At 66.5% G+C, this 23737-nt stretch carries 23 protein-coding genes; 18 read left to right on the top strand and 5 right to left on the bottom strand.

From position 1 onward, the window contains the following. Nucleotides 1-121: 121 nt before the first annotated feature. The gene (gene accC, locus ACFPFG_RS00570) at nucleotides 122-2170 is read left to right on the top strand and encodes an acetyl-CoA carboxylase biotin carboxylase subunit (protein WP_312376623.1); all 2049 of its coding nucleotides are present in this window, start codon (nucleotides 122-124) and stop codon (nucleotides 2168-2170) included. Nucleotides 2171-2203: 33 nt separating this feature from the next. On the opposite strand, the gene ACFPFG_RS00565 is transcribed toward accC, so the two are convergent. Both ACFPFG_RS00565 and ACFPFG_RS00560 read right to left on the bottom strand, forming a co-directional pair. Further along, a complete protein-coding gene (locus tag ACFPFG_RS00565) occupies nucleotides 2204-2602 on the bottom strand; it encodes a type II toxin-antitoxin system VapC family toxin (protein WP_380104387.1) in 399 nt (132 codons plus the stop codon). A gap of 8 nt (nucleotides 2603-2610) precedes the next feature. Continuing rightward, nucleotides 2611-2877, bottom strand: coding sequence for an antitoxin (locus ACFPFG_RS00560; protein ID WP_012205584.1), 267 nt, complete (start codon nucleotides 2875-2877; stop codon nucleotides 2611-2613). A 240-nt stretch (nucleotides 2878-3117) separates the two neighbouring features. Here ACFPFG_RS00560 and ACFPFG_RS00555 point away from each other — a divergent pair, with 240 nt between their 5' ends. Continuing rightward, nucleotides 3118-4089 (top strand): chemotaxis protein, encoded by a 972-nt coding sequence (locus ACFPFG_RS00555; protein WP_183018056.1) that lies wholly within the window; start codon nucleotides 3118-3120, stop codon nucleotides 4087-4089. Between the two features lie 36 nt (nucleotides 4090-4125). On the opposite strand, the gene gntR is transcribed toward ACFPFG_RS00555, so the two are convergent. Further along, a complete protein-coding gene (gntR, locus tag ACFPFG_RS00550; RefSeq protein ID WP_269670918.1) occupies nucleotides 4126-5220 on the bottom strand; it encodes an HTH-type transcriptional regulator GntR in 1095 nt (364 codons plus the stop codon). Nucleotides 5221-5376: 156 nt separating this feature from the next. Here gntR and ACFPFG_RS00545 point away from each other — a divergent pair, with 156 nt between their 5' ends. The 13 genes from ACFPFG_RS00545 to ACFPFG_RS00485 all read left to right on the top strand — a co-directional run bounded on the left by ACFPFG_RS00545 (nucleotide 5377) and on the right by ACFPFG_RS00485 (nucleotide 17840). Beyond that, the gene (locus ACFPFG_RS00545) at nucleotides 5377-5964 is read left to right on the top strand and encodes a gluconokinase (RefSeq protein ID WP_380104384.1); all 588 of its coding nucleotides are present in this window, start codon (nucleotides 5377-5379) and stop codon (nucleotides 5962-5964) included. An 18-nt stretch (nucleotides 5965-5982) separates the two neighbouring features. Beyond that, on the top strand, nucleotides 5983-6489 hold the full coding sequence (locus ACFPFG_RS00540) for a TRAP transporter small permease (RefSeq protein ID WP_183018059.1): 507 nt from the start codon (nucleotides 5983-5985) through the stop codon (nucleotides 6487-6489). Between the two features lie 12 nt (nucleotides 6490-6501). After that, a complete protein-coding gene (locus ACFPFG_RS00535; protein ID WP_380104382.1) occupies nucleotides 6502-7782 on the top strand; it encodes a TRAP transporter large permease in 1281 nt (426 codons plus the stop codon). A 28-nt stretch (nucleotides 7783-7810) separates the two neighbouring features. Continuing rightward, nucleotides 7811-8830, top strand: a complete 1020-nt coding sequence (locus ACFPFG_RS00530; RefSeq protein WP_380104380.1) for a TRAP transporter substrate-binding protein — start codon at nucleotides 7811-7813, stop codon at nucleotides 8828-8830. Between the two features lie 142 nt (nucleotides 8831-8972). Beyond that, nucleotides 8973-10799 (top strand): phosphogluconate dehydratase, encoded by a 1827-nt coding sequence (gene edd / locus ACFPFG_RS00525; RefSeq protein WP_380104378.1) that lies wholly within the window; start codon nucleotides 8973-8975, stop codon nucleotides 10797-10799. Continuing rightward, entirely contained in the window at nucleotides 10784-11422 is a 639-nt protein-coding gene (gene eda, locus ACFPFG_RS00520; RefSeq protein ID WP_380104376.1) for a bifunctional 4-hydroxy-2-oxoglutarate aldolase/2-dehydro-3-deoxy-phosphogluconate aldolase, read from the top strand. Before edd ends, eda begins: the two co-directional genes overlap by 16 nt. Before the next feature lie 75 nt (nucleotides 11423-11497). Continuing rightward, complete coding sequence (locus ACFPFG_RS00515) at nucleotides 11498-12397, top strand: LysR family transcriptional regulator (protein WP_380104374.1); 900 nt, start codon at nucleotides 11498-11500, stop codon at nucleotides 12395-12397. A 108-nt stretch (nucleotides 12398-12505) separates the two neighbouring features. Then, nucleotides 12506-13489 carry a Bug family tripartite tricarboxylate transporter substrate binding protein gene (locus ACFPFG_RS00510; RefSeq protein WP_183018062.1) on the top strand — a complete coding sequence of 328 codons (984 nt, stop codon included), beginning with the start codon at nucleotides 12506-12508 and terminating at the stop codon, nucleotides 13487-13489. A 9-nt stretch (nucleotides 13490-13498) separates the two neighbouring features. Continuing rightward, on the top strand, nucleotides 13499-14686 hold the full coding sequence (locus ACFPFG_RS00505; RefSeq protein ID WP_380104372.1) for a CaiB/BaiF CoA transferase family protein: 1188 nt from the start codon (nucleotides 13499-13501) through the stop codon (nucleotides 14684-14686). Further along, nucleotides 14683-15447, top strand: a complete 765-nt coding sequence (locus ACFPFG_RS00500; protein WP_197956264.1) for an enoyl-CoA hydratase — start codon at nucleotides 14683-14685, stop codon at nucleotides 15445-15447. Before ACFPFG_RS00505 ends, ACFPFG_RS00500 begins: the two co-directional genes overlap by 4 nt. Nucleotides 15448-15603: 156 nt before the next feature. Next, nucleotides 15604-16440 (top strand): lectin, encoded by an 837-nt coding sequence (locus tag ACFPFG_RS00495; protein WP_380104370.1) that lies wholly within the window; start codon nucleotides 15604-15606, stop codon nucleotides 16438-16440. Between the two features lie 9 nt (nucleotides 16441-16449). After that, entirely contained in the window at nucleotides 16450-17292 is an 843-nt protein-coding gene (locus tag ACFPFG_RS00490) for a YdcF family protein (protein ID WP_380110193.1), read from the top strand. A 77-nt stretch (nucleotides 17293-17369) separates the two neighbouring features. Beyond that, a complete protein-coding gene (locus ACFPFG_RS00485; protein WP_380104368.1) occupies nucleotides 17370-17840 on the top strand; it encodes a VOC family protein in 471 nt (156 codons plus the stop codon). Nucleotides 17841-17847: 7 nt separating this feature from the next. Here ACFPFG_RS00485 and ACFPFG_RS00480 read toward each other — a convergent pair whose 3' ends face one another. Continuing rightward, complete coding sequence (locus ACFPFG_RS00480) at nucleotides 17848-19827, bottom strand: UvrD-helicase domain-containing protein (protein ID WP_380104366.1); 1980 nt, start codon at nucleotides 19825-19827, stop codon at nucleotides 17848-17850. Between ACFPFG_RS00480 and ACFPFG_RS00475 the strand changes: the two genes are divergently transcribed. Both ACFPFG_RS00475 and bioB read left to right on the top strand, forming a co-directional pair. Continuing rightward, nucleotides 19826-20212, top strand: coding sequence for a hypothetical protein (locus ACFPFG_RS00475; RefSeq protein ID WP_380104364.1), 387 nt, complete (start codon nucleotides 19826-19828; stop codon nucleotides 20210-20212). The two genes, ACFPFG_RS00480 and ACFPFG_RS00475, sit on opposite strands and share 2 nt — an antisense overlap. Before the next feature lie 28 nt (nucleotides 20213-20240). Continuing rightward, nucleotides 20241-21302, top strand: a complete 1062-nt coding sequence (gene bioB / locus ACFPFG_RS00470) for a biotin synthase BioB (protein WP_380104362.1) — start codon at nucleotides 20241-20243, stop codon at nucleotides 21300-21302. 26 nt (nucleotides 21303-21328) lie between these two features. Here bioB and ACFPFG_RS00465 read toward each other — a convergent pair whose 3' ends face one another. Beyond that, nucleotides 21329-22534 (bottom strand): site-specific integrase, encoded by a 1206-nt coding sequence (locus ACFPFG_RS00465; RefSeq protein WP_380104360.1) that lies wholly within the window; start codon nucleotides 22532-22534, stop codon nucleotides 21329-21331. 207 nt (nucleotides 22535-22741) lie between these two features. Between ACFPFG_RS00465 and ACFPFG_RS00460 the strand changes: the two genes are divergently transcribed. Beyond that, complete coding sequence (locus tag ACFPFG_RS00460; protein WP_197956260.1) at nucleotides 22742-23722, top strand: DNA-binding protein; 981 nt, start codon at nucleotides 22742-22744, stop codon at nucleotides 23720-23722. Nucleotides 23723-23737 lie beyond the last annotated feature (15 nt).

The following is a 23737-nucleotide window of genomic DNA, read 5'->3' as shown; positions in this document are numbered from 1 at the left end:
TCGGTGTCCCTCGCTTTGGTCGCGCCGGTTACTGACAGTGCTGGCGAAGCGCAAAACAGGGACAGCGAAGCTGACTACAGCTCCGGTTCCCATGATTTAGTTCCAAGAATGGGCTAAGAAGATGTTCAAGAAGATCCTGATTGCCAACCGCGGCGAGATTGCCTGCCGCGTTATCGCCACCGCCCGCAAGATGGGCATACAGACCGTGGCGGTGTACTCCGATGCGGACCGCGAGGCACGCCACGTCAAGCTGGCCGACGAGGCCGTGCACATAGGCGCCGCGCCCAGCCGCGAGTCCTACCTGCAGGCCGACCGCATCATTGCCGCCTGCAAGCAGACCGGCGCCCAGGCCGTGCACCCGGGCTACGGATTCCTGTCCGAGAACGAGGCCTTCGCCCGGCGCGTGGAGGAAGAGGGCATCACCTTCATCGGCCCCAAGCACGCGGCCATTGCGGCCATGGGCGACAAGATCGCCTCCAAGAAGCTGGCCGACAAGGCCGGCGTGAGCACCATCCCCGGCTACAACGACCCCATTGCCGGCCCCGAGGCCGCCGTGGAAATCGCCAAGGGCATCGGCTACCCCGTGATGATCAAGGCCAGCGCCGGCGGCGGCGGCAAGGGCCTGCGCGTGGCCTACAACGACAAGGAAGCCTTCGAGGGCTTTGCCAGCTGCCAGAACGAGGCACGCAACAGCTTCGGCGACGACCGCATCTTCATCGAGAAGTTCGTGCAGGAGCCGCGCCACATCGAGATCCAGGTGCTGGGCGACGGCCACGGCAACGTGATCTACCTGAACGAGCGCGAATGCTCCATCCAGCGCCGGCACCAGAAGGTGATCGAAGAGGCGCCGTCCCCCTTCATCAGCGACGCCACGCGCCGCGCCATGGGCGAGCAGGCCGTGGCCCTGGCCAAGGCCGTGGGCTACCAGAGCGCGGGCACGGTGGAATTCGTGGTCGGCAAGGACCAGGATTTCTACTTCCTGGAAATGAACACCCGCCTGCAGGTGGAGCACCCGGTGACCGAGTGCATCACCGGCCTGGACCTGGTAGAGCAGATGATCCGCGTGGCCGCTGGCGAGAAGCTGGCCATCGCGCAGGAAGACGTCAAGCGCAATGGCTGGGCCATCGAGTGCCGCATCAATGCCGAGGACCCGTTCCGCAACTTCCTGCCCTCCACGGGCCGCCTGGTACGCTTTGCGCCGCCCGAGCAGTCCATGTGGCAGGCCGACACCGGCCACCTGCATGGCGTGCGCGTGGACACGGGCGTCTACGAAGGCGGCGAGATCCCCATGTTCTACGACTCGATGATCGCCAAGCTCATCGTGCACGGCAGCGACCGCAACGACGCCATCGCCAAGATGCGCGAGGCGCTCAATGCCTTCGTGATCCGGGGCATCAGCTCCAACATCCCGTTCCAGGCCGCGCTGCTGGCCCATCCCAAGTTCAAGAGCGGCGACTTCAACACCGGCTTCATCGCCGAGCACTACTCCCACGGCTTCCACGCCGAGGACGTGCCCCACGGCGATCCGGACTTCCTGGTCGCCCTGGCCGGCCACATGAACCGCCGCTACCGCGCACGCGCCGCCACCATCAGCGGCCAGATGCGGGGGCACGAGCTCAAGGTTTCGGCCGACTACTGCGTGGTCGTGCTGGGCGCCGAAGGCCAGCACCAATACCGCGCCGTGCAGGTCTCGGACTTCGACGCCGAAAGCCGCGCCAGCACCGTCACGGTGGATGGCAAGCCCTACACCTTCCGCAGCGAAACCCCCATGCGTGCCATGTGCGTGCAGGGCAGCTGCAACGGCAAGCCCTTCACGGCCCAGGTCGAGCGCGGCACGGCCAGGAACCCGCTGGCCCTGCGCGTCATCCACAACGGCACGCAGATCGACGCCCTGGTGCTCTCGCCGCGCGGCGGCGAACTGCACCGCCTCATGCCCTACAAGGCGCCGCCGGACCTGTCCAGGTTCCTGCTGTCGCCCATGCCGGGGCTGCTGGTGGACGTGGCCGTGCAACCGGGCCAGAAGGTGCAGGCGGGCGAGAAGCTGGCGGTGATCGAGGCGATGAAGATGGAGAACATCCTGTTCGCCTCGCAGGACGGCGTGGTCGGCAAGATCAGCGCCAGCAAGGGCGATTCGCTGGCCGTGGACGATGTGATCCTGGAATTCGAGTGATTCCTCTGCGTGACCTCTTTCCCGGCGCCGGGATCAATGCCCCTGGCGCAGCCAGTTTTCGATCCTGAGCCCGGGAATGCGCTCGAAATGCCGCACATTGTCTGTGACCAGGATCGCGTCCAGGGCCAGCGCATGTGCGGCGATCATTTCGTCGAAGTCTCCAATCGGCGAGCCCTGGGCACGCAGATAAGCACGCAACTGACCATGCTGGTTGGCCGCCCTGGCGTCCCAGGGCAGGATGGCGGTGATGTGCAGGAACGCCTCCACGAGCCGTGCCAGCCGTACCGCCTCGGGCCGCCGGGCAATTCCATAGCGCAGCTCGGAACAGGTCACTGCACCTACGCACCACTGCCCTGGTGCGAGGGCTTGCAAGCGCGCATCAAACAAGGGATTGCCCCGGATGGCTTCGCTGGCGGCATGGGTGTCCAGCATGTACAGCATCATTCCTCCCAACCTTGGAAGGGATCGCGTTGCTCGCTGCCCTGTTGGCGCACGGGGAGGGCCGACTCGGCCGCATGCCCCAGCTGGTGGCGCAGCCGCATGAATTCACTCCAGTCCGCGCGAGGAATGGTCGAAAGAATGACGTCTCCGGTGTTTTCATCGCGGCGGATATACACCTCGGCTCGATCTTCGAAGCGAAACTCGGCAGGCAGCTTTACGGCTTGAACGCCATCGGTGGCGAAAAGTTGGGCGGTAACGGGTGGCATGGCGCGCTCCTCATGGTGCTGGCGGAAAGATCCATCTTCCTATATTGACCGGATATGGATCTGTCTGTTCAGATCCGGCCTCGAACCCGACGGCGCTGGCGCACGGACTGCCCATACCTTGACCCAGCGCTGCTGCGTTGTTGGCGCCACAGGCAAACTGCCTTGCGCAATAAATTTTTGCTAAATCCGAGGCGCTCGCTTTAGAATTTGTAAAAAGATGTGTCACTCTCCAGGACCGGCATGAACCTCAATTCCAAGGCAGCTCAAAGAGAGATCGACGAGCGCACCAACCTCACGAGCAACAACAAGTTCGAGCTGCTGCTGTTCCGGCTGGGCAGCGACTCCGGCCTGGGCCAGTCCGAGCTGTTCGGGATCAATGTGTTCAAGGTCCGCGAAATCGTGGCCATGCCGCACATCACGCCCATCGCGGGGGGCACGGCCCATTCGCTGGGTGTGGCGAACCTGCGCGGGCAGGTGATCCCGGTGCTGAATCTTCCCGCCATCATGGGCTGCAAGCCCCAGACCGGCCTGAACATCATGCTGGTCACCGAATATGCGCGCACCACCCAGGCATTCGCGGTGGAGGCCGTCGAGGACATCGTGCGCCTGGACTGGAAGCAGGTGCTGTCGGCCGAGGCCAGCGGCACCGGCGGCAAGCTGGTCACCAGCATCGCCCGCCTGGATGGCGACACCGACAACTCGCGCCTGGCCCAGGTGCTGGATGTGGAGGCCATCCTGCAATTGGTGTCTCCCACCGACGCCCAGGAAATCACGCCGGAAAAAGTGGGCGCCAGGCTCAAGCTCAAGCCCGGCGCCATCGTGCTGGCCGCCGATGATTCCTTCGTGGCGCGCTCGCTGATCGAGAAGGAGCTCAAGGTCCTGCAGGCACCGTATGAAATGCTCAAGTCCGGCAAGGAGGCCTGGGACCGCCTCAACGCCATCGCCGACAGCGCCCAGGCAGAGGGACTGACGGCGGCCGACAAGGTCGCCCTGGTGCTGACCGACCTGGAGATGCCCGAGATGGACGGCTTCACGCTCACCCGCCACATCAAGCAGGACGCGCGCTTCCATTCCATTCCCGTGCTCATCCATTCCTCGCTGTCCGGGTCGGCCAACGAAGACCATGTGCGCAGCGTCGGCGCGGACGGCTACGTGGCCAAGTTCGCGGCAGAGGATCTGGCCGAGACCCTGCGCCGCCTGCTGCCGGGCTGATGGCCGCGCAGGAGGGCTCCCAAAGCCCTCTTCGCTTCAACTGCTCTGCCGCACCACCAGTTCGTAGCCCAGATCCACGCTGGGCGGCTCCACGGCCTCGCCACGCATCAGCTGCAGCAGCATGCGCGCACCTTCGGTGCCGATAGGGCCGCGCGGCGTGCGGATGGTGGTCAGCGGCGGCACCATCTGGTCGCTGCCGGGCAGGTCGTTGAAACCTGCAATGGCGATCTGCTCGGGCACGCGTATCCCCCGGCGCAGCGCCTCCAGCAGCGCACCCTGGGCGATGTCGTCGTTGCAGAAAAACAGGGCATCGACGGCAGGGTCCAGGCGCAGGGCCGCGTCCAGCAGCTCGGCGCCCAGCGCCATCGACGTGGGGCGGGGCCAGAGCAGTTCCAGGGCGGGGTCATGCAGGCCCGCCGCCTGCAGGGCATGGCGGTAGCCGGCGGCGCGCTGCATCACGCGGGCATCGAGCTGGCCTGCGCAAAAGGCAATGCGCCTGTGCCCGCGCTCCATCAAATGCCGCGTGATGGCGGCTCCGGCCTCGGCCTGCGAAAAGCCCACGCTGGGCGCACCAGGCTCGCCACCCAGTTCCATCAGGTGCACGCAGGGGACCTTGCTGGCCTGCACCAGTTCACGCGCAGCGGGGCTGCGGTCAAAACCCGTCAGCAGCAGGCCGGCCGGGCGCATGGGCAGATAGGTGCGCAGCAGTTGTTCCTCTTCGGCCCGGTCGTAGTGGGTCACGCCGATCAGCGCGTGGTAGCCCGCGGAGAACAGCACCTTGTGGACCGCCTCGATCAGGTCCACGAACAGCGTGTTGGACAGCATGGGCACCAGCACCAGCACCTGGGCGCTTTTCTGCGAGGCCAGGGCGCGTGCGGCAGGGTCGGGCACGTAGCCCATCTGCGCGGCGGCCGTGCGGATTTTCTCGACCAGGGCCGGGTCCACGCGGCGCTCGCCGCGCAGGGCGCGCGAGACCGTCATGGGGCTGACGCCAGCGGCCTGCGCCACATCGCTGAGCGTGATGCGCCCGCTGGCCCGCGAGGAGCGGGCGCGGCCCGTGGCGGGCAGGGCCGGGCCGGAAACATCGGCGGAGGGCGATTCTGGGGAGGCAGGCGGAATCTGGCGGGCCAAGGGATTGTCCTAGGTCTGGGGCGGGAGGGTTGAAGATTATGATAGCGCTATCCCAATCATTTGAAGGCCCTTGCTCCTGCGTGTAAACCCGGGTGAAGGCCTCTGAAGCACACCGAAATCCAAGGCAGACCCTGGTCTGCCAATTTTTGCAAGAACATGGATAGCGCTATCCCAACAACCACCGCGGCCGCCCCCGCAGACGCCAGCCCACGGGCGCTGGTCGTCATGGGCGTTTCCGGCTGCGGCAAGTCCAGCGTGGGGCAGGCCCTGGCCGATGCCCTGGGCTGGACCCTGCACGAGGGCGACGCCCACCATGCCGAGGAAAGCATCCGCAAGATGCAGGCCGGCATCCCCTTGACCGACGACGACCGCAGCGGCTGGCTGGACCGGCTGGCACAGCTGCTGGGCCAGGCCATGCCGGGGCAGGGCGTGGTGCTGACCTGCTCGGCCCTCAAGCGCAAGTACCGCGACCGGCTGCGTGCCGCCGGCCCGGCCGGTGCCGTGGGCTTCGTGTTCCTGGACCTGAACTACGACACGGCGCTGCAGCGCGTGCAGGAGCGCGCCGGCCACTTCTTCTCGCCCGAGCTGGTGGCCAACCAGTTCGCCACGCTGGAACGCCCTGATGGCGAATGCGCCGTGCTGTCCGTGGACGCCACGCTGCCGCTGACCGACATCGTGTGCCGCGCCCGAAGCTGGCAGGTCCTGCCCGCGGCGCAGGCCGACACCTTCTCCCAAAACCCATAACGCCAGGAGACAAGCCCCATGCAATCCGATTCCCCCGCAGTCCGGCCCAAGCCGCGCCTGCAGCACTTTGCCGAGGTGCTGATGGTGCTGGCCCTGGCCGGCATGGTCATTGCCGTGTTCGTCAACGTGGTGCTGCGTTATGTGTTCCATACCAGCATCGTTTCCTATGAGGAAATCTCGCGCCTGCTCTTCGTCTGGCTGGTGGCCATTGGCGCCATCGTGGCTGCGTTCGAGGGCAGCCACCTGGGCTTCGACCTTGTGACATCGCGCGTGGGGCCTGGCGCGCGCAAGGCGCTGTTCTGGGTGTCGCAGGCGCTGGTCCTGGTCTGCATGGGCCTGCTGCTGTGGGGCTCCTGGGCCCAGGTGGAGGCCGGGCTGAACAGCTACAGCACGGTGCTGGGCTATCCGCTGGCCCTGGGCGCCGCGGCCACCCTGGTGCTGGCCGTCGGCCTGCTGGTGGTGTCGCTGCGCGACCTGCGTCGCGGCGCGCCGGCGGAAAACCATGCCGAAACGACGGTCGAGTAAGGAGTACGCACCATGGTTGTGACCCTGATCTTTCTGGCCGTGCTGATTGGTGGCATGGTGATCGGCATGCCCATCGCCCAGGCACTGGTGCTGACCGGCGTGGCGCTGATGTGGCACCTGGACTTCTTCGACTCGCAGCTGCTTGCGCAGAACCTGCAGGCCGGCTTCGACAACTTCCCGCTGCTGGCCGTGCCCTTCTTCATCCTGGCCGGCGAGCTGATGAATGCAGGCGGCCTGTCGCGCCGCATCATCGACCTGGCACGTGCCTATGTGGGCCATATCCGTGGCGGCCTGGGCTATGTGGCCATTGGCGCGGCGGTGCTGCTGGCGTCCATGAGCGGCTCGGCCATTGCCGATACCGCCGCCCTGGCCACCATCCTGCTGCCCATGATGCGCGACCAGAAGTATCCCGACAGCTACAGCGCGGGCCTGCTGGCCTCGGGCGGCATCATCGCCCCCATCATTCCGCCGTCCATGCCCTTCGTCATCTACGGCGTGACGACCAACACCTCGATCAGCAAGCTGTTCCTGTCGGGCGTGGTGCCGGGCCTGATCATGGGCGTGTTCCTGATCTTTGCCTGGTGGTCCATCGCCCGCAAGTACGACCTGTCGCGCGGCGAGCGCATGGCCTGGGGCCAGCGCCTGAAGGCGCTGGCCAAGAGCTTCTGGGCCATGATGATGCCGGTCATCATCCTGGGCGGCCTCAAGGGCGGCGTGTTCACGCCCACCGAGGCGGCCGTGGTCGCAGCCGTCTACGCGCTGTTCGTGTCCATGGTGATCTACCGCGAGATGACATGGAGCCGTCTGTACGCCGTGTTCCTGGCCGCCGCCAAGACCACGGCCGTGGTCATGTTCCTGTGCGGCGCCGCCACGGTGACGGCCTACATGATCACCCTGGCCGACCTGCCCAACATGCTGGCCGACAGCTTCTCGGGCCTGCTGGGCAGTCCCGTGCTGTTCATGGCCACGATGATGCTGTTCCTGCTGGTGGTGGGCACGGCCATGGACCTGACGCCAACCATCCTGATCTTCGGCCCCGTGTGCGCGCCGCTGGCCGTCAAGGCCGGCATCGATCCCATCTACTTCGGCTTCATGTTCATCTATGTGGGCTGCATCGGCCTGATCACGCCGCCCGTGGGAACGGTGCAGAACGTGGTCGCCGGCGTGGGCCGGCTGCGCATGGAGACCGTGATCAAGGGCACGAACCCGTTCCTGATGGTCTATGTGCTGCTTGCCGTGCTTTTCGTGATTTTTCCGCAAATCATCCTGGCCCCTCTGCGCTGGATGCATTGATCCCTCACTACAACCCAAGGAGATGAACATGCGTATTCCCTTTGCACTCGCCGGCCTGATGGCCGCCGTCACCACGCTGGCCGCCACGGGCCAGGCCATGGCCCAGGACTTCAAGCCGCGCATCGTGCGCTTCGGCTATGGCCTGGTCGATGAGTCCAACCAGGGCCGCGCGGTGCGCTTCTTCGCCAAGGAGGTCGAGAAGGCCACGGGCGGCAAGATGAAGGTGCGTGCCATCGGCAATGCCTCGCTGGGCTCGGACACGCAGATGCAGCAGGCGCTGATCGGCGGCGCCCAGGAGATGATGGTCGGCTCCACCGCCACCCTCGTGGGCCTGTCGCCCGAGATGGCCGTCTGGGACACGCCCTTCCTGTTCAGCAATGTCAAGGAAGCCGACGCCGTGCTCGACGGCCCCGTGGGCGAGAAGGTCAAGGCCACGCTGGAGCCCAAGGGCATGGTGGGCCTGGTCTATTGGGAAAACGGTTTCCGCAACCTCACGAACAACAAGCGCCCTATCGCCAAGATGGAAGACCTGGCCGACGTGAAGCTGCGCGTGATGCAGAACAACGTCTTCCTGGACAGTTTCAAGGCCCTGGGCGCCAATGCCGTGCCGCTGCCGTTCTCCGAGCTGTTCACGGCGCTGGAGACCCGTGCCGTCGATGGCCAGGAAAACCCCTTCAACACCGTGCTGTCCAGCAAGTTCTATGAAGTGCAGAAGTACCTCACGGTGTCCAACCACGTCTACAGCCCCTGGATCGTCACCGTCAGCAAGAAGTGGTGGGACACGCTGAGCCCGGCCGAGAAGAAGGTGCTGCAGGATGCCGCCGTCAAGAGCCGCGAGTTCGAACGCAAGGACACGCGCGAGGAAGCCGCCAAGGCCCTGGCCGACATCAAGGCCAAGGGCATGCAGGTGAACGAGCTGCCCGCCGCAGAAGCCAGCCGCATGCGCGACAAGCTCGCGGCGGTGAATGCCGGCATTGCCAAGACCGTGGGCCAGGGCACATGGGACGAGGTGCAGGCCGCCGTCAAGCAGGCGCGCGCAGTGAAGTAAGCTTCGGTGCAGGGCCGGACGCACCTGGGAGGGATGCTCCGGCCGACATTTCCCGAAAAGACAACGCCATACGGCGCTAAAGCAATAAAGCGATAGAGCGACAGAGAGAAAACGCGCATCAGCGCATCCGCAGGAACCCCGCATGAGCACCATCCACCCCATCGTCGAGCAGGTCACGCGCCGCATCCGCGAGCGCAGTGCCCAATCACGCGCCGCCTACCTGGAGCAGGTGGACGCCATGGCCGCGCGCCCGCCCGGCGCCCAGTCCATGGGCTGCGCCAATGTGGCCCATGCCTTTGCGGGCATTCCAGGCGGCGACCGCATACGCATCGTGGAAGAGAAGGCGCCCAACGTCGCCATCGTCACCGCGTACAACGACGTGCTCTCGGCCCATGCGCCGCTGGCACGCTATCCCGACATCCTCAAGGACGAGGCGCGCAAGCTCGGCGCCACGGCGCAGGTCGCCGGCGGCGTGCCGGCCATGTGCGACGGCGTGACCCAGGGCGCGCCCGGCATGGAACTGAGCCTGTTCAGCCGGGATGCCATTGCCATGGGCACGGCCATCGCGCTGTCGCACGACGTGTTCGACGCCGCGCTGATGCTGGGCATTTGCGACAAGATCGTGCCGGGCCTGCTGATCGGCGCCCTGCATTTCGGCCATCTGCCCACGGTGTTCGTGCCGGCCGGCCCCATGACCTCGGGCCTGTCCAATGGCGACAAGGCCAAGGTGCGCGAGCAGGCCGCGCAGGGCCTGGTGGGCCGCAAGGAGCTGCTGGCCGCGGAAACGGCCGCCTACCACGGCGAAGGCACCTGCACCTTCTACGGCACGGCCAACAGCAACCAGATGCTGCTGGAGGCCATGGGATTGCATGTGCCGGGAACGGCCTTCATCAACCCGGCCGAAGGCGAGCGCGAACTGCTCACGCGCGAGGCCATGCGCAGCGCGCTGGCCATCACCAAAAACCGCCGCTTCGCGCCCATTGGCCATGTGGTGGACGAGCGCTGCATCGTCAACGCCATGGTGGCCCTGCTGGCCACGGGCGGATCGACCAACCACCTGATCCATTGGGTGGCCGTGGCGCGTGCGGCAGGCATCGTCATCGACTGGAATGATTTTTCGGAACTCTCGGGCGTGGTGCCGCTGCTGGCCCGCGTCTATCCCAACGGCAGCGCCGACGTGAACCAGTTCCAGGCCGCAGGCGGGCCGGGCTATGTGATCGGCCAGCTGCTGAAGGCCGGTCTCATGCATGGCGATGTGCTCACCGTGCGGCCCGAGGGCCTGCAGGAATTTGCGCGCATTCCCGCCGTGGAAGATGGCCATCTCGTCTGGCACGAGGCCGAAGTCTCCGGCGACCTGTCCGTGCTGCGCCCGGCCGATGCGCCTTTCAGCGCCACGGGCGGGCTCAGGCTGCTGTCCGGCAACCTGGGGCGCAGCGTGATCAAGGTCAGCGCCGTGCCCGAGGACCGCCATGTGGTCGAGGCGCCCGCGCGCGTCTTCGACTCGCAGGAAGCGCTGCAACAGGCCTTCAAGGCCGGCGAGCTGGACCGCGATGTCATCTGCGTGGTGCGCTGGCAGGGTCCGCGCGCCAACGGCATGCCCGAGCTGCACAAGCTCACCCCACCGCTGGCCGTGCTGCAGGGCAAGGGCTACAAGGTGGCCCTGGTCACGGACGGCCGCATGAGCGGCGCCTCGGGCAAGGTACCCGCCGCCATCCATGTCTCGCCCGAGGCCTGCGTGGGCGGGCCGCTGGCACGCCTGCAAGACGGCGACCTGGTACGCCTGGACGCCGTGGCCGGCACCCTGGCCGTGCTGGTCGATGACACCGAATGGCAGCAGCGGCCCCTGGCCACCATGCCGCAGGCACTGCGCCAGGCCAACGGCCGGGGTTTTGGCCGCGAACTGTTTGCCGGATTCCGGCGCCACGCGCTCAGCGCAGAAGAGGGAGCTTGCACATGGATCAACGACTGACAGCACTGGCCATCATGCAGGACGCGCCGGTCATCCCGGTCATCGTCCTGCACAACGTCGCACATGCCGTGCCCATGGCCCAGGCCCTGGTCGCGGGCGGCATCCGCGTACTGGAAGTCACGCTGCGCACGCCCCAGGGCCTGGCCAGCATCGAAGCCATTGCACGCGCCGTGCCCGAGGCCATCGTGGGCGCCGGCACCGTGCGCAGCGCCGCCGATGCCCGCGCCGCCGCCAATGCCGGTGCGCGCTTTGCCGTGAGCCCCGGCTACACCGGCGCACTGGGCCAGGCCTGCCAGGGCCTGCAACTGCCGCTGCTGCCCGGCGTGGCCACCAGCGGCGAAATCATGGCGGCCCAGGATGACGGCTTCGACGAGCTGAAATTCTTCCCCGCCGTACAGGCGGGCGGCACGGCCATGCTCAAGGCCTGGCAAGGCCCGTTCGGCGACGTGCGGTTCTGCCCCACGGGCGGCGTGTCTCCAGACAATGCGGCGCAATTCCTGGCGCTGTCCAACGTGGTCTGCGTGGGTGGCTCCTGGCTGGTGCCTGCCCATGCGCTGGAGCAGGGTGACTGGCAGCGGATCACCGCACTGGCCCGCGAAGCCAAGGCTCTGGGTACCGCCTGACGAAAGGGCCGGTTGGACGCAGCGGGGCGCTGCGGCACAATCGTCGCCCTCCAGCCAGACGAGAGGGCCGCCGCCATGATGAAGATCGACTCCACCACCGTGCAGCTTGTGCTGGCCATTGCCGAGGAGGGCAGCATTTCGCGCGCGGCCGACAGGCTGCAACTGGCGGTGGCGGCGGCCTCGCGGCGGCTCAGTGACCTGGAGCAGCAACTGGGCGCCAGGCTGTTCAAGCGGCAGCCCCATGGAGTGCGCGCCACCGAGCCTGGCCTCAAGCTGCTGGCCCATATCCGCCAGATAGGCAACCTGGTGGAGCGCCTGGAGGCCGACGCCCAGGCCCTGGGCCGCGGGCGCGACGGCCGCATCATCATCGGCGCCCCCAAATCCGCCATCCTGCAGTTCCTGGCCGCCGATATCGCCGTCACCCAGCGCCGCTATCCCCACATCACGCTGCAGGTGATGGAGGAGAACAGCCGCATCGTCCAGCAACTGCTGCGCGACAAGGTCATCGACATCGGCATCTTCGAGAAGACCAGCGGCTTCGTGGATCTGCCACGCTCCGACTACCGCAAGGACAGCCTGGTGCTGGTCTACAGCCGCAGGCATTTCAGCTTTGCCGTCGAGCCGGTGGTACTGGACCAGTTGCTGGACTGCCCCATCGTCAGCCTGGGCCGGGGCTCGGCCATCCTGGCCGCTTTGCGCCGAGCCCACCGCAGCCGGGGCAGGGTGTTCCGCAACGATTTCGCCGTCAGCGGCTTCGACACCATGCTGGCCCTGGTGCGCGAAGGATTGGGTGTGGGACTGATGCCGCCCGGCGTGCTGCGCAGCTTCCACCCTGAGCCCGACCTGGGTTGGGCCGCCCTGGAAGGCGACTGGCACGAGCGCAGCTATGTGCTGTCCTTCATCGAAGGCCAGGCCCAGGAACAGGCGCTGCGCAACGTCGTCGCCGCCCTGTTGCAGGGCGAATGCGCGATCTGACCCTTCTGGTTTCGCGGATTGCGAAACCAGGCATGCGGCGCACAGGCTTGCCGCGATATCGGCGCCCGGCGACAGTCACTGCACAACAACGATGTGCAGGAGACAGACATGAAACGCCGCGACTTCATCGCGGTCGGCGCCACCGCGCTGGCCGCACCCTGGGCAGGGGCCGCGCCCCCGGCCTCCGAGCTGCCCAAGGGGCCCGCCAAGATCCTGGTGGGCTGGGCGCCTGGCGGCGGCACCGACGTGTTCGCGCGCATCGTGGGCCAGAAGCTGTCCGAGGTCTGGGGCCGGCCCGTGATCGTGGAGAACAAGCCCGGCGCCACGGGCTCGCTGGCGGCCGAGTACTTTGCCAAGACCCGCTTCACAGAAGGCATCAACCTGCTGATGGCCCATGTGAACACGCACGCCATCTCGCCGCAGATCTTCAAATCCATCACCTATGACCCGCTCAAGGACTACGCGCCCATCGCCCTGATCGGCGCAACGCCCCACATCCTGGTGACCAGCAGCAGGAACGGCCATGCCTCGGTGCAGGAAGTGGTGGAGCTGTGCCGCAAAAGCCCCGGCAAGGTCAGCTTCGGCTCTTCTGGCACAGGTTCGGTGCAGCACCTTGCGGCCGAGATGTTCAACATGGCGGCAGGTGTCAAGAGCATCCACGTTCCCTACAAAGGATCCGGCCCCATGCAGACCGACCTGATCGGCGGTCAGATCGACTTCAGCTTCGACACCATGACGGCCGCCACTGCCCAGGTCCGCGCAGGAAAAATGCTGGGCATCGCCCAGACCCGCGTGAACCGTGCCAAGGGATTCCCGGCCATGCCCACCATGGACGAGCAGGGCTTCAAGGGCTTTGACGCATCGAGCTGGTACGGCGTCGTCGGCCCGCGCGACATGTCCAGGGAACTGGCCCAGCGCATCAATGCCGACATCAACCGCGTGCTGGCCATGCCCGACGTGGTCAGCCGCTTCGACGGATACGGCGTGGAGGACGGCGGCGGCTCCGTGGACAAGTTCGCGGCCTTCATGGCTGCCGAATACAAGAAGTGGGGCGACGTGGTGCGCGCCGCAAAAATCACCGAAGAAAGCTGAGGACCCGGCATGAGCAATCCCCAATCCAACCCGCTGCAACTGCCCCTGCAAGGCATCCGCGTGCTCGACGTCAGCCAGGTCATGGCCGGCCCATTTGCCTGCATGCTGCTGGCCGACCTGGGCGCCGATGTCATCAAGGTCGAGCCTCCGGGCACCGGCGACCAGACGCGCGGCGCCATGGGCTTCAAGATGAAGGGCCCGGACAGCATGGGCTTTCTGAACATGAACCGCAACAAGCGGTCGCTGACGCTGGACCTCAAGAGCGACGAGGGGCGTGAGGCCTTCTACCAGCTGGCCACGACGGCCGATGTCATCGTCGAGAACTACCGGCCAGGCGTGGTCCAGCGCCTGAAGATCGACTATGAAAGCATTCGCCGCATCAACCCGCGCATCGTCTATGTCAGCATCTCGGGCTTCGGCCAGAGCGGTCCCTGGGCCCAGCGGCCGGGGTTCGACCTCATGGCCCAGGCCATGTCGGGCGTGATGAGCGTCACCGGCTACAAGGGGGAGAAGCCCGTCAAGGCCGGCGTGCCTGTGGCCGACATCGGTTGCGCACTGTTCGCCACCTACGGACTGCTGGCCGCCTACATAGGCGCACAGAAGACGGGGCAGGGCCAGCACATAGACGCCTCGCTGTTCGACTCGGCCATGGCTTTCTCGATCTGGGACATGTCCGAATACTGGGGCACGGGCGTGCCGCCCGCGCCACTGGGCACCAGCAACAAGATGAGCGCCCCCTACCAGGCCGTGAAGGCGCGCGACGGCTACTTCGTCATGGGAGCCACCAACCAGAAGCTCTGGGCCAGGCTGTGCGCGCTGCTCGGGCGCACGGACCTGGTGGAGCACCCGGACTACGCCACCGTGGCGCTGCGCCTCAGGCACCGGGAGGCATTGATAGAGGCGCTGGAAGCGGAGTTTGCCCATCACGACAGCGCCGACTGGGTGGACCGCATGCTGGATGCCGGCATTCCCGCAGGCCCGCTGCTCACCTATCCGCAGGCCTTCGAGGGCGAGCACGGCCAGCACCGCGGCATGTGCATGGAGATCGACCATCCCATCGAAGGCAAGGTCAAGAACATCGGCTTTCCCGTCAAGATGCTCGGCACGCCCCAGCAGGTGCGCCGCCATCCGCCGCTGCTGGGCGAACACAACGCAGAAATCATGGCCGAGCTCCAGGCACTGAAGGCCGCCGCATGAGCACGGCCCTGCATGAATCCGTGGCACTGACAGTTCACGCCGGGGGCACGGCCGAGATCCTCATCGACCGTCCCGAACGCCACAACGCCATGAGCATGCCCATGTACGAGGCCTTGCTCACGGCCCTGGAACGCTGCCAGGCCGATGCGGCCATCCGCTGCCTGATGCTGCGCGGTGCGGGCGGCAAGTCCTTCATCTCGGGCACGGACATCGCCTACTTCAAGGACTTCCATGACGGCCGGCAAGGCCTTGCCTACGAAGCCTTCGTGGAGCGCGTGATCGACGCCGTGGAGCGCGTCGCCGTGCCCACCATCGCCGTTATCGACGGCTGGGCCGTCGGCGGCGGCCTGGCCCTGGCCACGGCATGCGACTTTCGCATCTGCAGCACCGGCTCGCGCTTCGGTGCACCGATTGCCAAGACGCTGTCCAACACGCTGTCATCACGCAACATTGCACGCCTGGTGGCCGGCCTGGGCGTACCGCGCGTCAAGCGCATGCTGCTGCTCGCGGACTACCTGTCGGCCGGGCAGGCCGAGATCTGCGGGTTCGTGCATGCGGTCGTGCCGGCAGATCAGTTGCAAGCCCAGGCCCAGGCGCTGGCCGAGCGGCTCATGGCCTTGTCTGCGACCACTCAGTCAGCCGTCAAGGAAAGCCTGAGGCGCATGGTCGTGGAACAGCGACTGGAGGATGAGGATTTGGTGTCGGCGGTTTACGGGAGTGCGGAGTTTCGCGCGGGGGTGGCGGAATTCAACAGGCAATGATTTGAGCCAGCCTTGCCAGAATATGGCGCAATCCTACAAATTGCTTGGCTAAACTCCACAGCCTGGAAAGAGGCGGTAGTTGCATTCTGGGCCTGCAAGAGAAGGCCGGTTGCTGCGCGTAGCCGTCCCTCAGATCAACGCAGCCCGAGAAATCCCATGCAAATCAAGAAATGCATTTCCGTCCTGCTGGCCAGCAGCTTCATTGCCCCGGCCGTGCCTGCGCTTGCGGGCGAAGAGACTGTGCAACTCATGTCCAACGGCCGCTACCAGACCTACAGCCTGCCCGACGACGCGCAGCAGGTGCAACTGGTCGAGACCGTGGCCGGTAACTGCAGCTACAACCGCAACTGGGGCTATGACCTTGGCCGACGGGAGATGTGGGTCAAGGACGGTTGCGGCGGGCGTTTCCGCATCCTCACCGGCCAGGCCCAGGGCGCGCAGGGCCAGGAGGGCGAGAGCGACAACACAGGCGCCTGGATTGCCGGTGCCGCCGTGGCAGCGATTGCAGGCGCTGCCATCTTGGCCAACAAGCGCGACAAGGACCGCGAACGTGACCGCGACGACCAGTGGAACGATGACCGCTATCCGGGCTACCCGGGCCAGCAGCCCGGCTATCCCTCTTGGGGCGGGCGGGAGATCCGGGGCCAGAACGGCCTGTGCCTGGATATATCCGGGGGAATTCGCCCGGGCAATGGCCTCATCGTCTACCACTGCAGCGGCGGTGAGAACCAGCGCTTCACGTTGACGCGTGACGGCGAGATGCGCGTGGGCGACCTGTGCCTGGACGTGGCCGACGGCAACACCCGCAATGGTGCGCGGGTGATTGCCTGGCAGTGCCGCAACCAGCCCAACCAGAAATGGGACTGGAGCCGTGGCCAGATCCGCAGCCGCTTTGCCAACAAGTGCCTGGACATCGAAGGCGGCAATGCCCGCCCCGGCCAACCCGTGATCGTCTGGTCCTGCGCCGGCGGCCCGAACCAGCGCTGGAACTGAGGGCGCTTGTTGCACAAGCTCTCTCCCGCGCCCGGGCCAGTGCCCGGACGCAACGCCGTCGCGGGCTTGCGGCGGCGGGGGCCCTTGCAGTGGCTGGGCCTGATCACTGGCGCCGTACTGCTGGGCGATGCCGTGGTGCTGATGGCGCGTGGCATGTTCAATCTGGGCGTGACGCTGCCAGCGGTGCTGGGCCTGCTGTTCATGGCCTGCAGCTTCTGGCGCTCGGCCATTGCGCGCAGGCTGCGCGCCAGTGCATGGCTGCGGCGCGCCTGGTGGCTGGGCTGGGCGGCGTTGGCGATGTGGCTGGTCAGCCTGTTGGTGTTCTGGGCGCACCTGCTGTCCGCCTCGTCCGGGTTGCCACCGGAACAGCCGGTGCAGGCCATCGTGGTGCTGGGCAGTGCCACGCGTGACGGCCAGCCGTCGCTCACGCTGGCCCAGCGGCTGGACCGCGCTGCCGTGCTGGCCGCCCGCCATCCCAAGGCGCTGGTGCTCACCAGCGGCGGGGTGGACTTTGGGGAAAGCGAGAGCGAGGGCGCCATCATGGCGCGCTATCTGCAGCAGCGCCACGGCCTGCCGCCCGAGCGCCTGCTGATGGAGGAGCGCAGCACCAGCACGGCGCTGAACCTGGCCTGGAGCCTGCCCCTGCTGCAGGCGCGCGGGGTGGCGCCGCAGGCGGCAATCGCCATCGTCACCAGCGACTTCCACACCCTGCGCGCCGGCTGGATAGCCGAGCGCAGCGGCTACGGCCAGGCCTTTACCGTGGGTGCGCCCACACCGGTGACGATCCGCGCCAACGCCTGGCTGCGAGAGTACTTTGCAGTGATCAGCGGTTGGCTGCTGGGGGAATTCTGAGCCGTCTGTGCGATGGGCTGCGGCCTTGCGGATTGGCTCCACAATGTGATTCTTCACAAATCAACAGGAGTGAGACAGTGGCAAGCGAACAGCGTCCTTTCCGGGTTCTGGGCATACAGCAGGTGGCCATCGGCGGCACCGATAAGCAGCGCATGAAGCGCCTTTGGGTGGACATGCTGGGCCTGACCCAGACCGGCACATTCCAGAGCGAGCGCGAGAACGTGGACGAAGACATCCTGGCCATGGGCCAGGGCGCGAACAAGGTGGAGGTGGACATCATGCAGCCGCTGGACATCGACAGGAAGCCGGCCGTCCACACCACGCCGCTGAACCATATCGGCCTGTGGATCGACGACCTGCCGCTGGCCGTGCAGTGGCTGACGGCGCAGGGCGTGCGCTTTGCGCCCGGCGGCATCCGCAAGGGCGCGGCCGGCTACGACATCTGCTTTCTGCACCCCAAGAGCAATGACGAGTTTCCGATCGCTGGCGAGGGCGTGCTGATCGAGCTGGTGCAGGCGCCGGCCGAGGTGATCGCCGCCCTGGGCTGAGAGGCCTTCAGGCGAAAGGCTGGACACGCCGCTCGGCATGCTCCAGCAGCCACAGCCTTTTTCGGGCGCGCGTCATGGCCACGTACAGGCGGTTGCGCTCCAGAAAGGCCAGCGCGTGCGGGGCCGAGGCCGGAAAGCGGCCAGGCTCCATGAAGGGCAGGGCGACATGCTCGTATTCCTTGCCCTTGGCTTCCTCGATGGTGCTCAGATGAAAATCGAAGCCGCGCTCGGCCCGCACGGTTCGTTCGAAGCGCGTGGCCATGGCGGCCACCTGGGCCAGCATGTCGGGCACGGCCATGCCCGCCACCGAATCCATGAAAGCCTTCACGCGCTGACGCAAGGCCGCCGTCTGGGCCTGCGACAGGGCCACGCCAGCAAAAAGGCCCCAGACATCGGCCTGCTCCAGCAGGCTGCATGCGTCTGACTGAAGCGCCAGGGGCAGTTGCAAAAAGCGGCCAAAGGCCTGGAAGTTGCGTTGCCCGCCCTGCAGGCTGGACTGGTTGCCCAGGAATCGCCAGATGATCTGCGGGTTGTGCAGCATCTCGCCCGCCATGCGCTGGGCCAGCGTATGGCGGCTTGACGGATCGGCCATGTCGGCGCCATCCACGCTGCCCTTGCCGTAGAAAAGCGCACCTTCCACAAAGGCCGCCAGGATCTCGCTGCCCAGCACGCTGACCTCGGCCTTCCATGACAGCGCCTGCATGCCATGTGCATAGCAAAGGCCCAGCAGCAGGGCGATTTCGCGCTGCAGGTAAAAGCGCTTGAAGCCGTAGAAGCTGGCGGACTTGCCGGCGCGGTGGATGGCCCATTCCAGCGCGCAGGCATCCTGCTCATGGCGCAGGATCACGGTCAGCGAGGGATTGCGTGCGATGGCGGAAGGCGGCTCGCCTGGCGCAGCGGTTTCCGGGGCACGTGCCAGGCTGGCCTGGATCTGAAGCAATTGGTCAATGCACTCGCTGTCATCGGCATGCTGCAGCTGGTGCACGGTGCTGAAGCGCGTGGGCGCTGCAGTCAGCCCAACGTTGAACAGCGCATTGACCGCCTTGGCGATCTGCGGGCCAAAGCGCCGCGACTGGGTCAGCGCCAGCGTGGCCGTGGCCTGGGGCAGGAAGTCATCGAGCTGGTGGAGCTTGTCGCGGAACACGGACCAGGCCTGTGCCTCGATGTGCTGGTTGAAGTCGCCTGCGCCCAGAAAGGCGCAGCCGCTGGTTCCGACCAGGGCGCGCAGCAGTTGCAGCGAGGCCGGGTCCAGGTCATGCATCTCGTCGAACACCACCAGGTCGTAGCGCGGCAGGTCCAGCGCCTGGCCCTGCAGGGCGTCGCTGGCCAGTGCATGGCTGCAGTCGCCTTCGGCGTAGTACAGCGGGTCGCCGCAGTGGTCTATGCGGCGGCGCTCGTACTCGAAGAACAGGCCGGCCATGCGGTAGTCGAGCAAATACTCCTCGCAGAAACTCGCCAGTCCCATGCCTTCCTCGGCCAGGCGCTGGGGCAGCAACGACTTCTTGGCGCTGAGGTTGAAGTCCCAGAAGGCGTCCAGATCCAGATCGCCGGGCTGCTCGAACAAAGGGTCGGGCTGCCAGGCCAGCCGCTCGCACAACGCGGCATGTGCCTCGCGCACACGGGCCTGCAGTGCCACGCGGTCGGCCAGAAAACGGGCCCCAGGATCGCGGCGGCGGATCTGCTGGGCCGCCCAGCGCTCCACCGTGGTGATCTGTACCTGGGGCGGCACCTCGCGCACCAGTTGCTTCAGCCGGTGATGAAAGGCCGCCACGCCGGAGCGCGAATAGGCCAGCACCAGGATGCGCCGGGCCTGGCCGCTACGGCAGGCCTGGACCACCTTGCAGGCCAGCGTCGTGGTCTTGCCCACCCCGGCCAGCGCAGCCACGATGGCCGAACGACCCTCATGCGCCAGGATGGCCTGCTGCTCGCGCGACAGCAGCAGCGGCTTGCCGTGATCGGCAGGAAATTCCAGGGAGTGCAGTGACATGGGGGAGAAATCTGAGCGAAAGCGGCAAAAACGGGGAAAGCAGGTTCAGGCGCAGGCCGTCTGGATTGGAAACCGCGTGGCGACGACGGCGGGCACCCATTGTGGTCGTTTTGGAGAGGCATCTGGCAGGTATTGGGAATCCATTGCTGTGCCTGTAGACGCATCTTTTGAAGCGCTCGCCGGACAATTGGGCGATGTTGACCGCCGATGGCTGCGCGCTTGCGGCATGAAGAAGTCACCGAGGGAAACTTCTGCCAAAACACACCCAACATCGCTCAAAAATAAGCGAAGTTCACTCTTTTTGCAGCCCCTGAAAATGGGGAAACTATTTTTGGCAGGGAGCCGGCTTTTTCATTCCCAAAGCTTTTTTTGCTCATCAGAATGAAAAAAGCAGACCCACAGAGGAGTTTTTGATGACCGCCTGCAGCACCGCCCCGACGACTTCCGACAGCCCCGCACAGCCTGCGGCCGGCAGCCCATTGCAATGGCACGCACGCCCCTCCAGAAGCGACACGCTGCCGTTTGACGGCGCCTGGAGCGTGCAGGCCATTCAGGAACTGCTGGACAAACCCTTCATGGACCTGATGTTCCAGGCCCAGAGCGTGCACCGCGAGCACTGGCCCGCTGGCGACATCGAGCTGGCCACGCTGCTGTCGGTCAAGACCGGCGGATGCCCCGAGAACTGCGGCTACTGCCCGCAGGCGGCCGAGTTCGATACCGGCGTCAAGGCGGAAAAGCTCATGAGCGTGGACGAAGTCACGCGGGCCGCCCAGGCCGCCAAGAACGCGGGCGCCACGCGCTTTTGCATGGGCGCGGCCTGGCGCGCGCCCAAGGACCGCGACATCGAGAAGATGAACGAGCTGATCGGCGCCGTGAAGGGTCTGGGCATGCAGACCTGCGCCACGCTGGGCATGCTCCAGCCGCACCAGGCGCAGTCGCTGCGCGAAGCGGGCCTGGACTACTACAACCACAACCTGGACACCGCGCCCGAGTACTACCAGGACGTGGTCAGCACGCGCCAGTACCAGGACCGCCTGGACACGCTCAAGGCCGTGCGCGGCGCGGGCATCAGCGTGTGCTGCGGCGGCATCATCGGCATGGGCGAGACGCCTGTGCACCGCGCGGGCCTGATCGCCCAGCTGGCCAATCTCAACCCGCATCCCGAATCCGTGCCCATCAACAGCCTGGTGCGCGTGCCGGGCACGCCGCTGGCGGACAGCGAGCCGGTCGATCCGCTGGACTTCGTGCGCGTGATCGCGGTGGCGCGCATCACCATGCCCACGGCGCGCGTGCGGCTGTCGGCGGGCCGGCAGCAGCTGGGCGACGCCGTGCAGGCCCTGTGCTTCATGGCCGGCGCCAATTCCATCTTCTACGGGGACAAGCTGCTGGTCACCGGCAACCCCGATGTGGAAGCCGACACCACGCTGCTGCGCAAGCTGGGCCTGAGCGGCACGCGGACCTCGGTACAGGAGTGAGCTTTTTGAGCTTTTGAGCTAGCGGCTCAGGACTGCGGCCGGCCGCTGCCTTGCGCGGCGGCGGCCGCATCGTCGTCACCGGCATCGAGCAGCCGGGCCGCACGGTTGCTCAACGCGGAATCCGCACGGAAATAGCCCAGCACCGTATTGACGCTGCTGTGCCCCGTCAGCGCCATGGTGTCGGGCAGGGGCACGTTCTGGCGCCCGGCCTCGGTCACAAAGCCCGAGCGCAGGGAGTGCGCTGAAAAGTCGCCCTCCACGCCCGCCAGCGCGCAGCGCTGCTTGACGATGTCGCGCACGGCGGCCGGCGACAGGGGCTCGCCCACATGGCCGCCTTTGCGGATGCGCCGGAAGATCGGCCCTTCCTGTATGGCGGCGGCACGCAGCCAATCGGCCAGCGCCTGGGCCGCGCGCCCGGTCACGGGCTTGTGGTTCTCGGGCGCATCCCGCCCGGACTGGTTGGTCTTGGAGTGCGCCAGCGTGTAGATGAATTCCTGCGGCCCCACGGCGCGCAGATGGCGCATGTCGGCCCCGGCCACCTCCGAGCGGCGGCGCCCGCCGCTGGACCAGGCGAACAGCAGCAGGGCCCGGTCACGGCGGCCGCGCAGGCTGTCATCGCAGGTCTGCAGCAATTGCTCCAGCAAGTCGCGCGTCAGCGCATCCTTTTTGGCGGGCTGCTCGCCGCGCCGTGCATAGGCCTTGCGCGTGCGCGACATCAGCTCGCGCACCGCGCCGTCCTGGCAGGGGTTGGCCAAACCGTGCACCCGATGGGCCTTGGACAGCACCGCCATGCGGTGCACCAGCGTGTTGTGCGACAGGGAGCCTTCGCGGGCCTTGTATCCGGCCTCGACAAGGGCGCGGTCCATGTGCGCCGGCATTTCACTGGCCAGGCCCGCGCCCGTCTGCCGCTGGGCGTGGTCGATGATGAACTGCAGCACACAGGCCACATCCAGCGGCAGCTGCATCTGCCGCTCAAAGCGCAGCGCATGCCAGGCGGCCCAGTAGCGCATCGCACTCTGGTAGCTGTTTCTGGTGTTGGTGGATTCGCCCTCGCGCAGCAACTCGCGCACGGCCTGCTGGGCGGCAGGCTCCAGCCCCGCAGAGGGCAGGGTGCTGCCTTGCCTTGTGTCTTCCAGAGACTGGTCTTGGGGAGTCAGCGGAAAAGGGCCGTTGCGCATCCGTGGATTGTCGCCCGGCGCAGCAGGGCTGCCCACCGCGGAGCCTGCGGCCATGCAGGCCATGCAAATTTCAGTTTCCAAGCTTTCCAGAGGCTGCAGCGGCCTTTTGCCTGGGCAAAGCCGTGTAATGTGCGTATCCATACTGTATGAAAATTTCATATGTAATATTTAATACATGACACATATGATGTATTACACAATATTAAAATAACTCACGATAACAATCACTTATCGTTAGTAATCTGGAAAATAGTTCACGATATGCAGAAAACATCCACCCGCGGCGTGCAGGAAGCCGATGTCTGGGCCGCGGCAGACGCCTTGATCGCCCAGGGCCTGCGGCCGACCATCGAGCGCGTGCGCCAGCAAATCGGCCGAGGCTCGCCAAATACCGTCAGCCCGATGCTGGAGACCTGGTTTGCCACCCTGGGCCAGCGCCTGGGCGTGGCGGCAGGGCAGGGCGAGCTGCTGCCCTCGTCCGTGCCCGATCCCGTTCAGCGCCTGGCGCAGCAACTGTGGGACGCCGCCCAGGAAGCCGCCATGGAATCCGCCCGCGCCGCCCTGCAATCCCGAGAGGAAGCAGCCCAGGCCACGCAGGCCCAGCTGCAGGAGCAGCAAGAGCAAATGGCGCGGCGCGAGGCGTCCATGCAGGCGCAGAAAGAGGCCATGGACCAGGCCCTGCAAGTGGCCCAGGCGCAGTCGCAGGATCTTTCCCGCCGGCTGGATGAAATGCAGCAGCAGCTGCAGGACCGCGACGAGCGCCTGGAGGAAATGCGCGATGCGCTGGCCGAAGCGGCCCGCCAACGCGAGGCGCTGCAGCAAAAGCATGGCGAGGAAATGCAGTCCGCCGCGCTGGAGCGCCAGCGCATGGCCGAGCAATACGCGGGCAATGAGCGCCACATGCTCAACGAAGTGGACCGCGCGCGCCAGGAACTGGCGGCTGCCCGCAAGACCGCCACCGAGCAGGACCGCAAGGCAGCGACCCGCCTTGCAGAGCTGCAAGGCCGCTATGAAAAGAGTGAGGAGGAGCAGCTGGCCCTGCACTCCCAGCTGCAGACTGCCCAGAACGCGGCCACGCTGGCACAGGAGCGTGCGGCGGATCTGCGCAGCCTGCTGGAGGCACAGCAGCGATTGGCCGGCGCCGCCGTGCCCGATGCGGGCGCAGCACTGCCCTTGGGCCGGCGCGCAAGCCTGTCCGCCGCGCGCCGCTCCATGACGCGCCTCAAGGACAGGCGGGGCTAGCAGTCAGGGCTCGCG

This window comes from Delftia deserti, assembly GCF_042653485.1.
Taxonomy (GTDB): domain Bacteria; phylum Pseudomonadota; class Gammaproteobacteria; order Burkholderiales; family Burkholderiaceae_C; genus Comamonas; species Comamonas acidovorans.
This window is presented reverse-complemented; position numbering and strand designations above follow the sequence as displayed.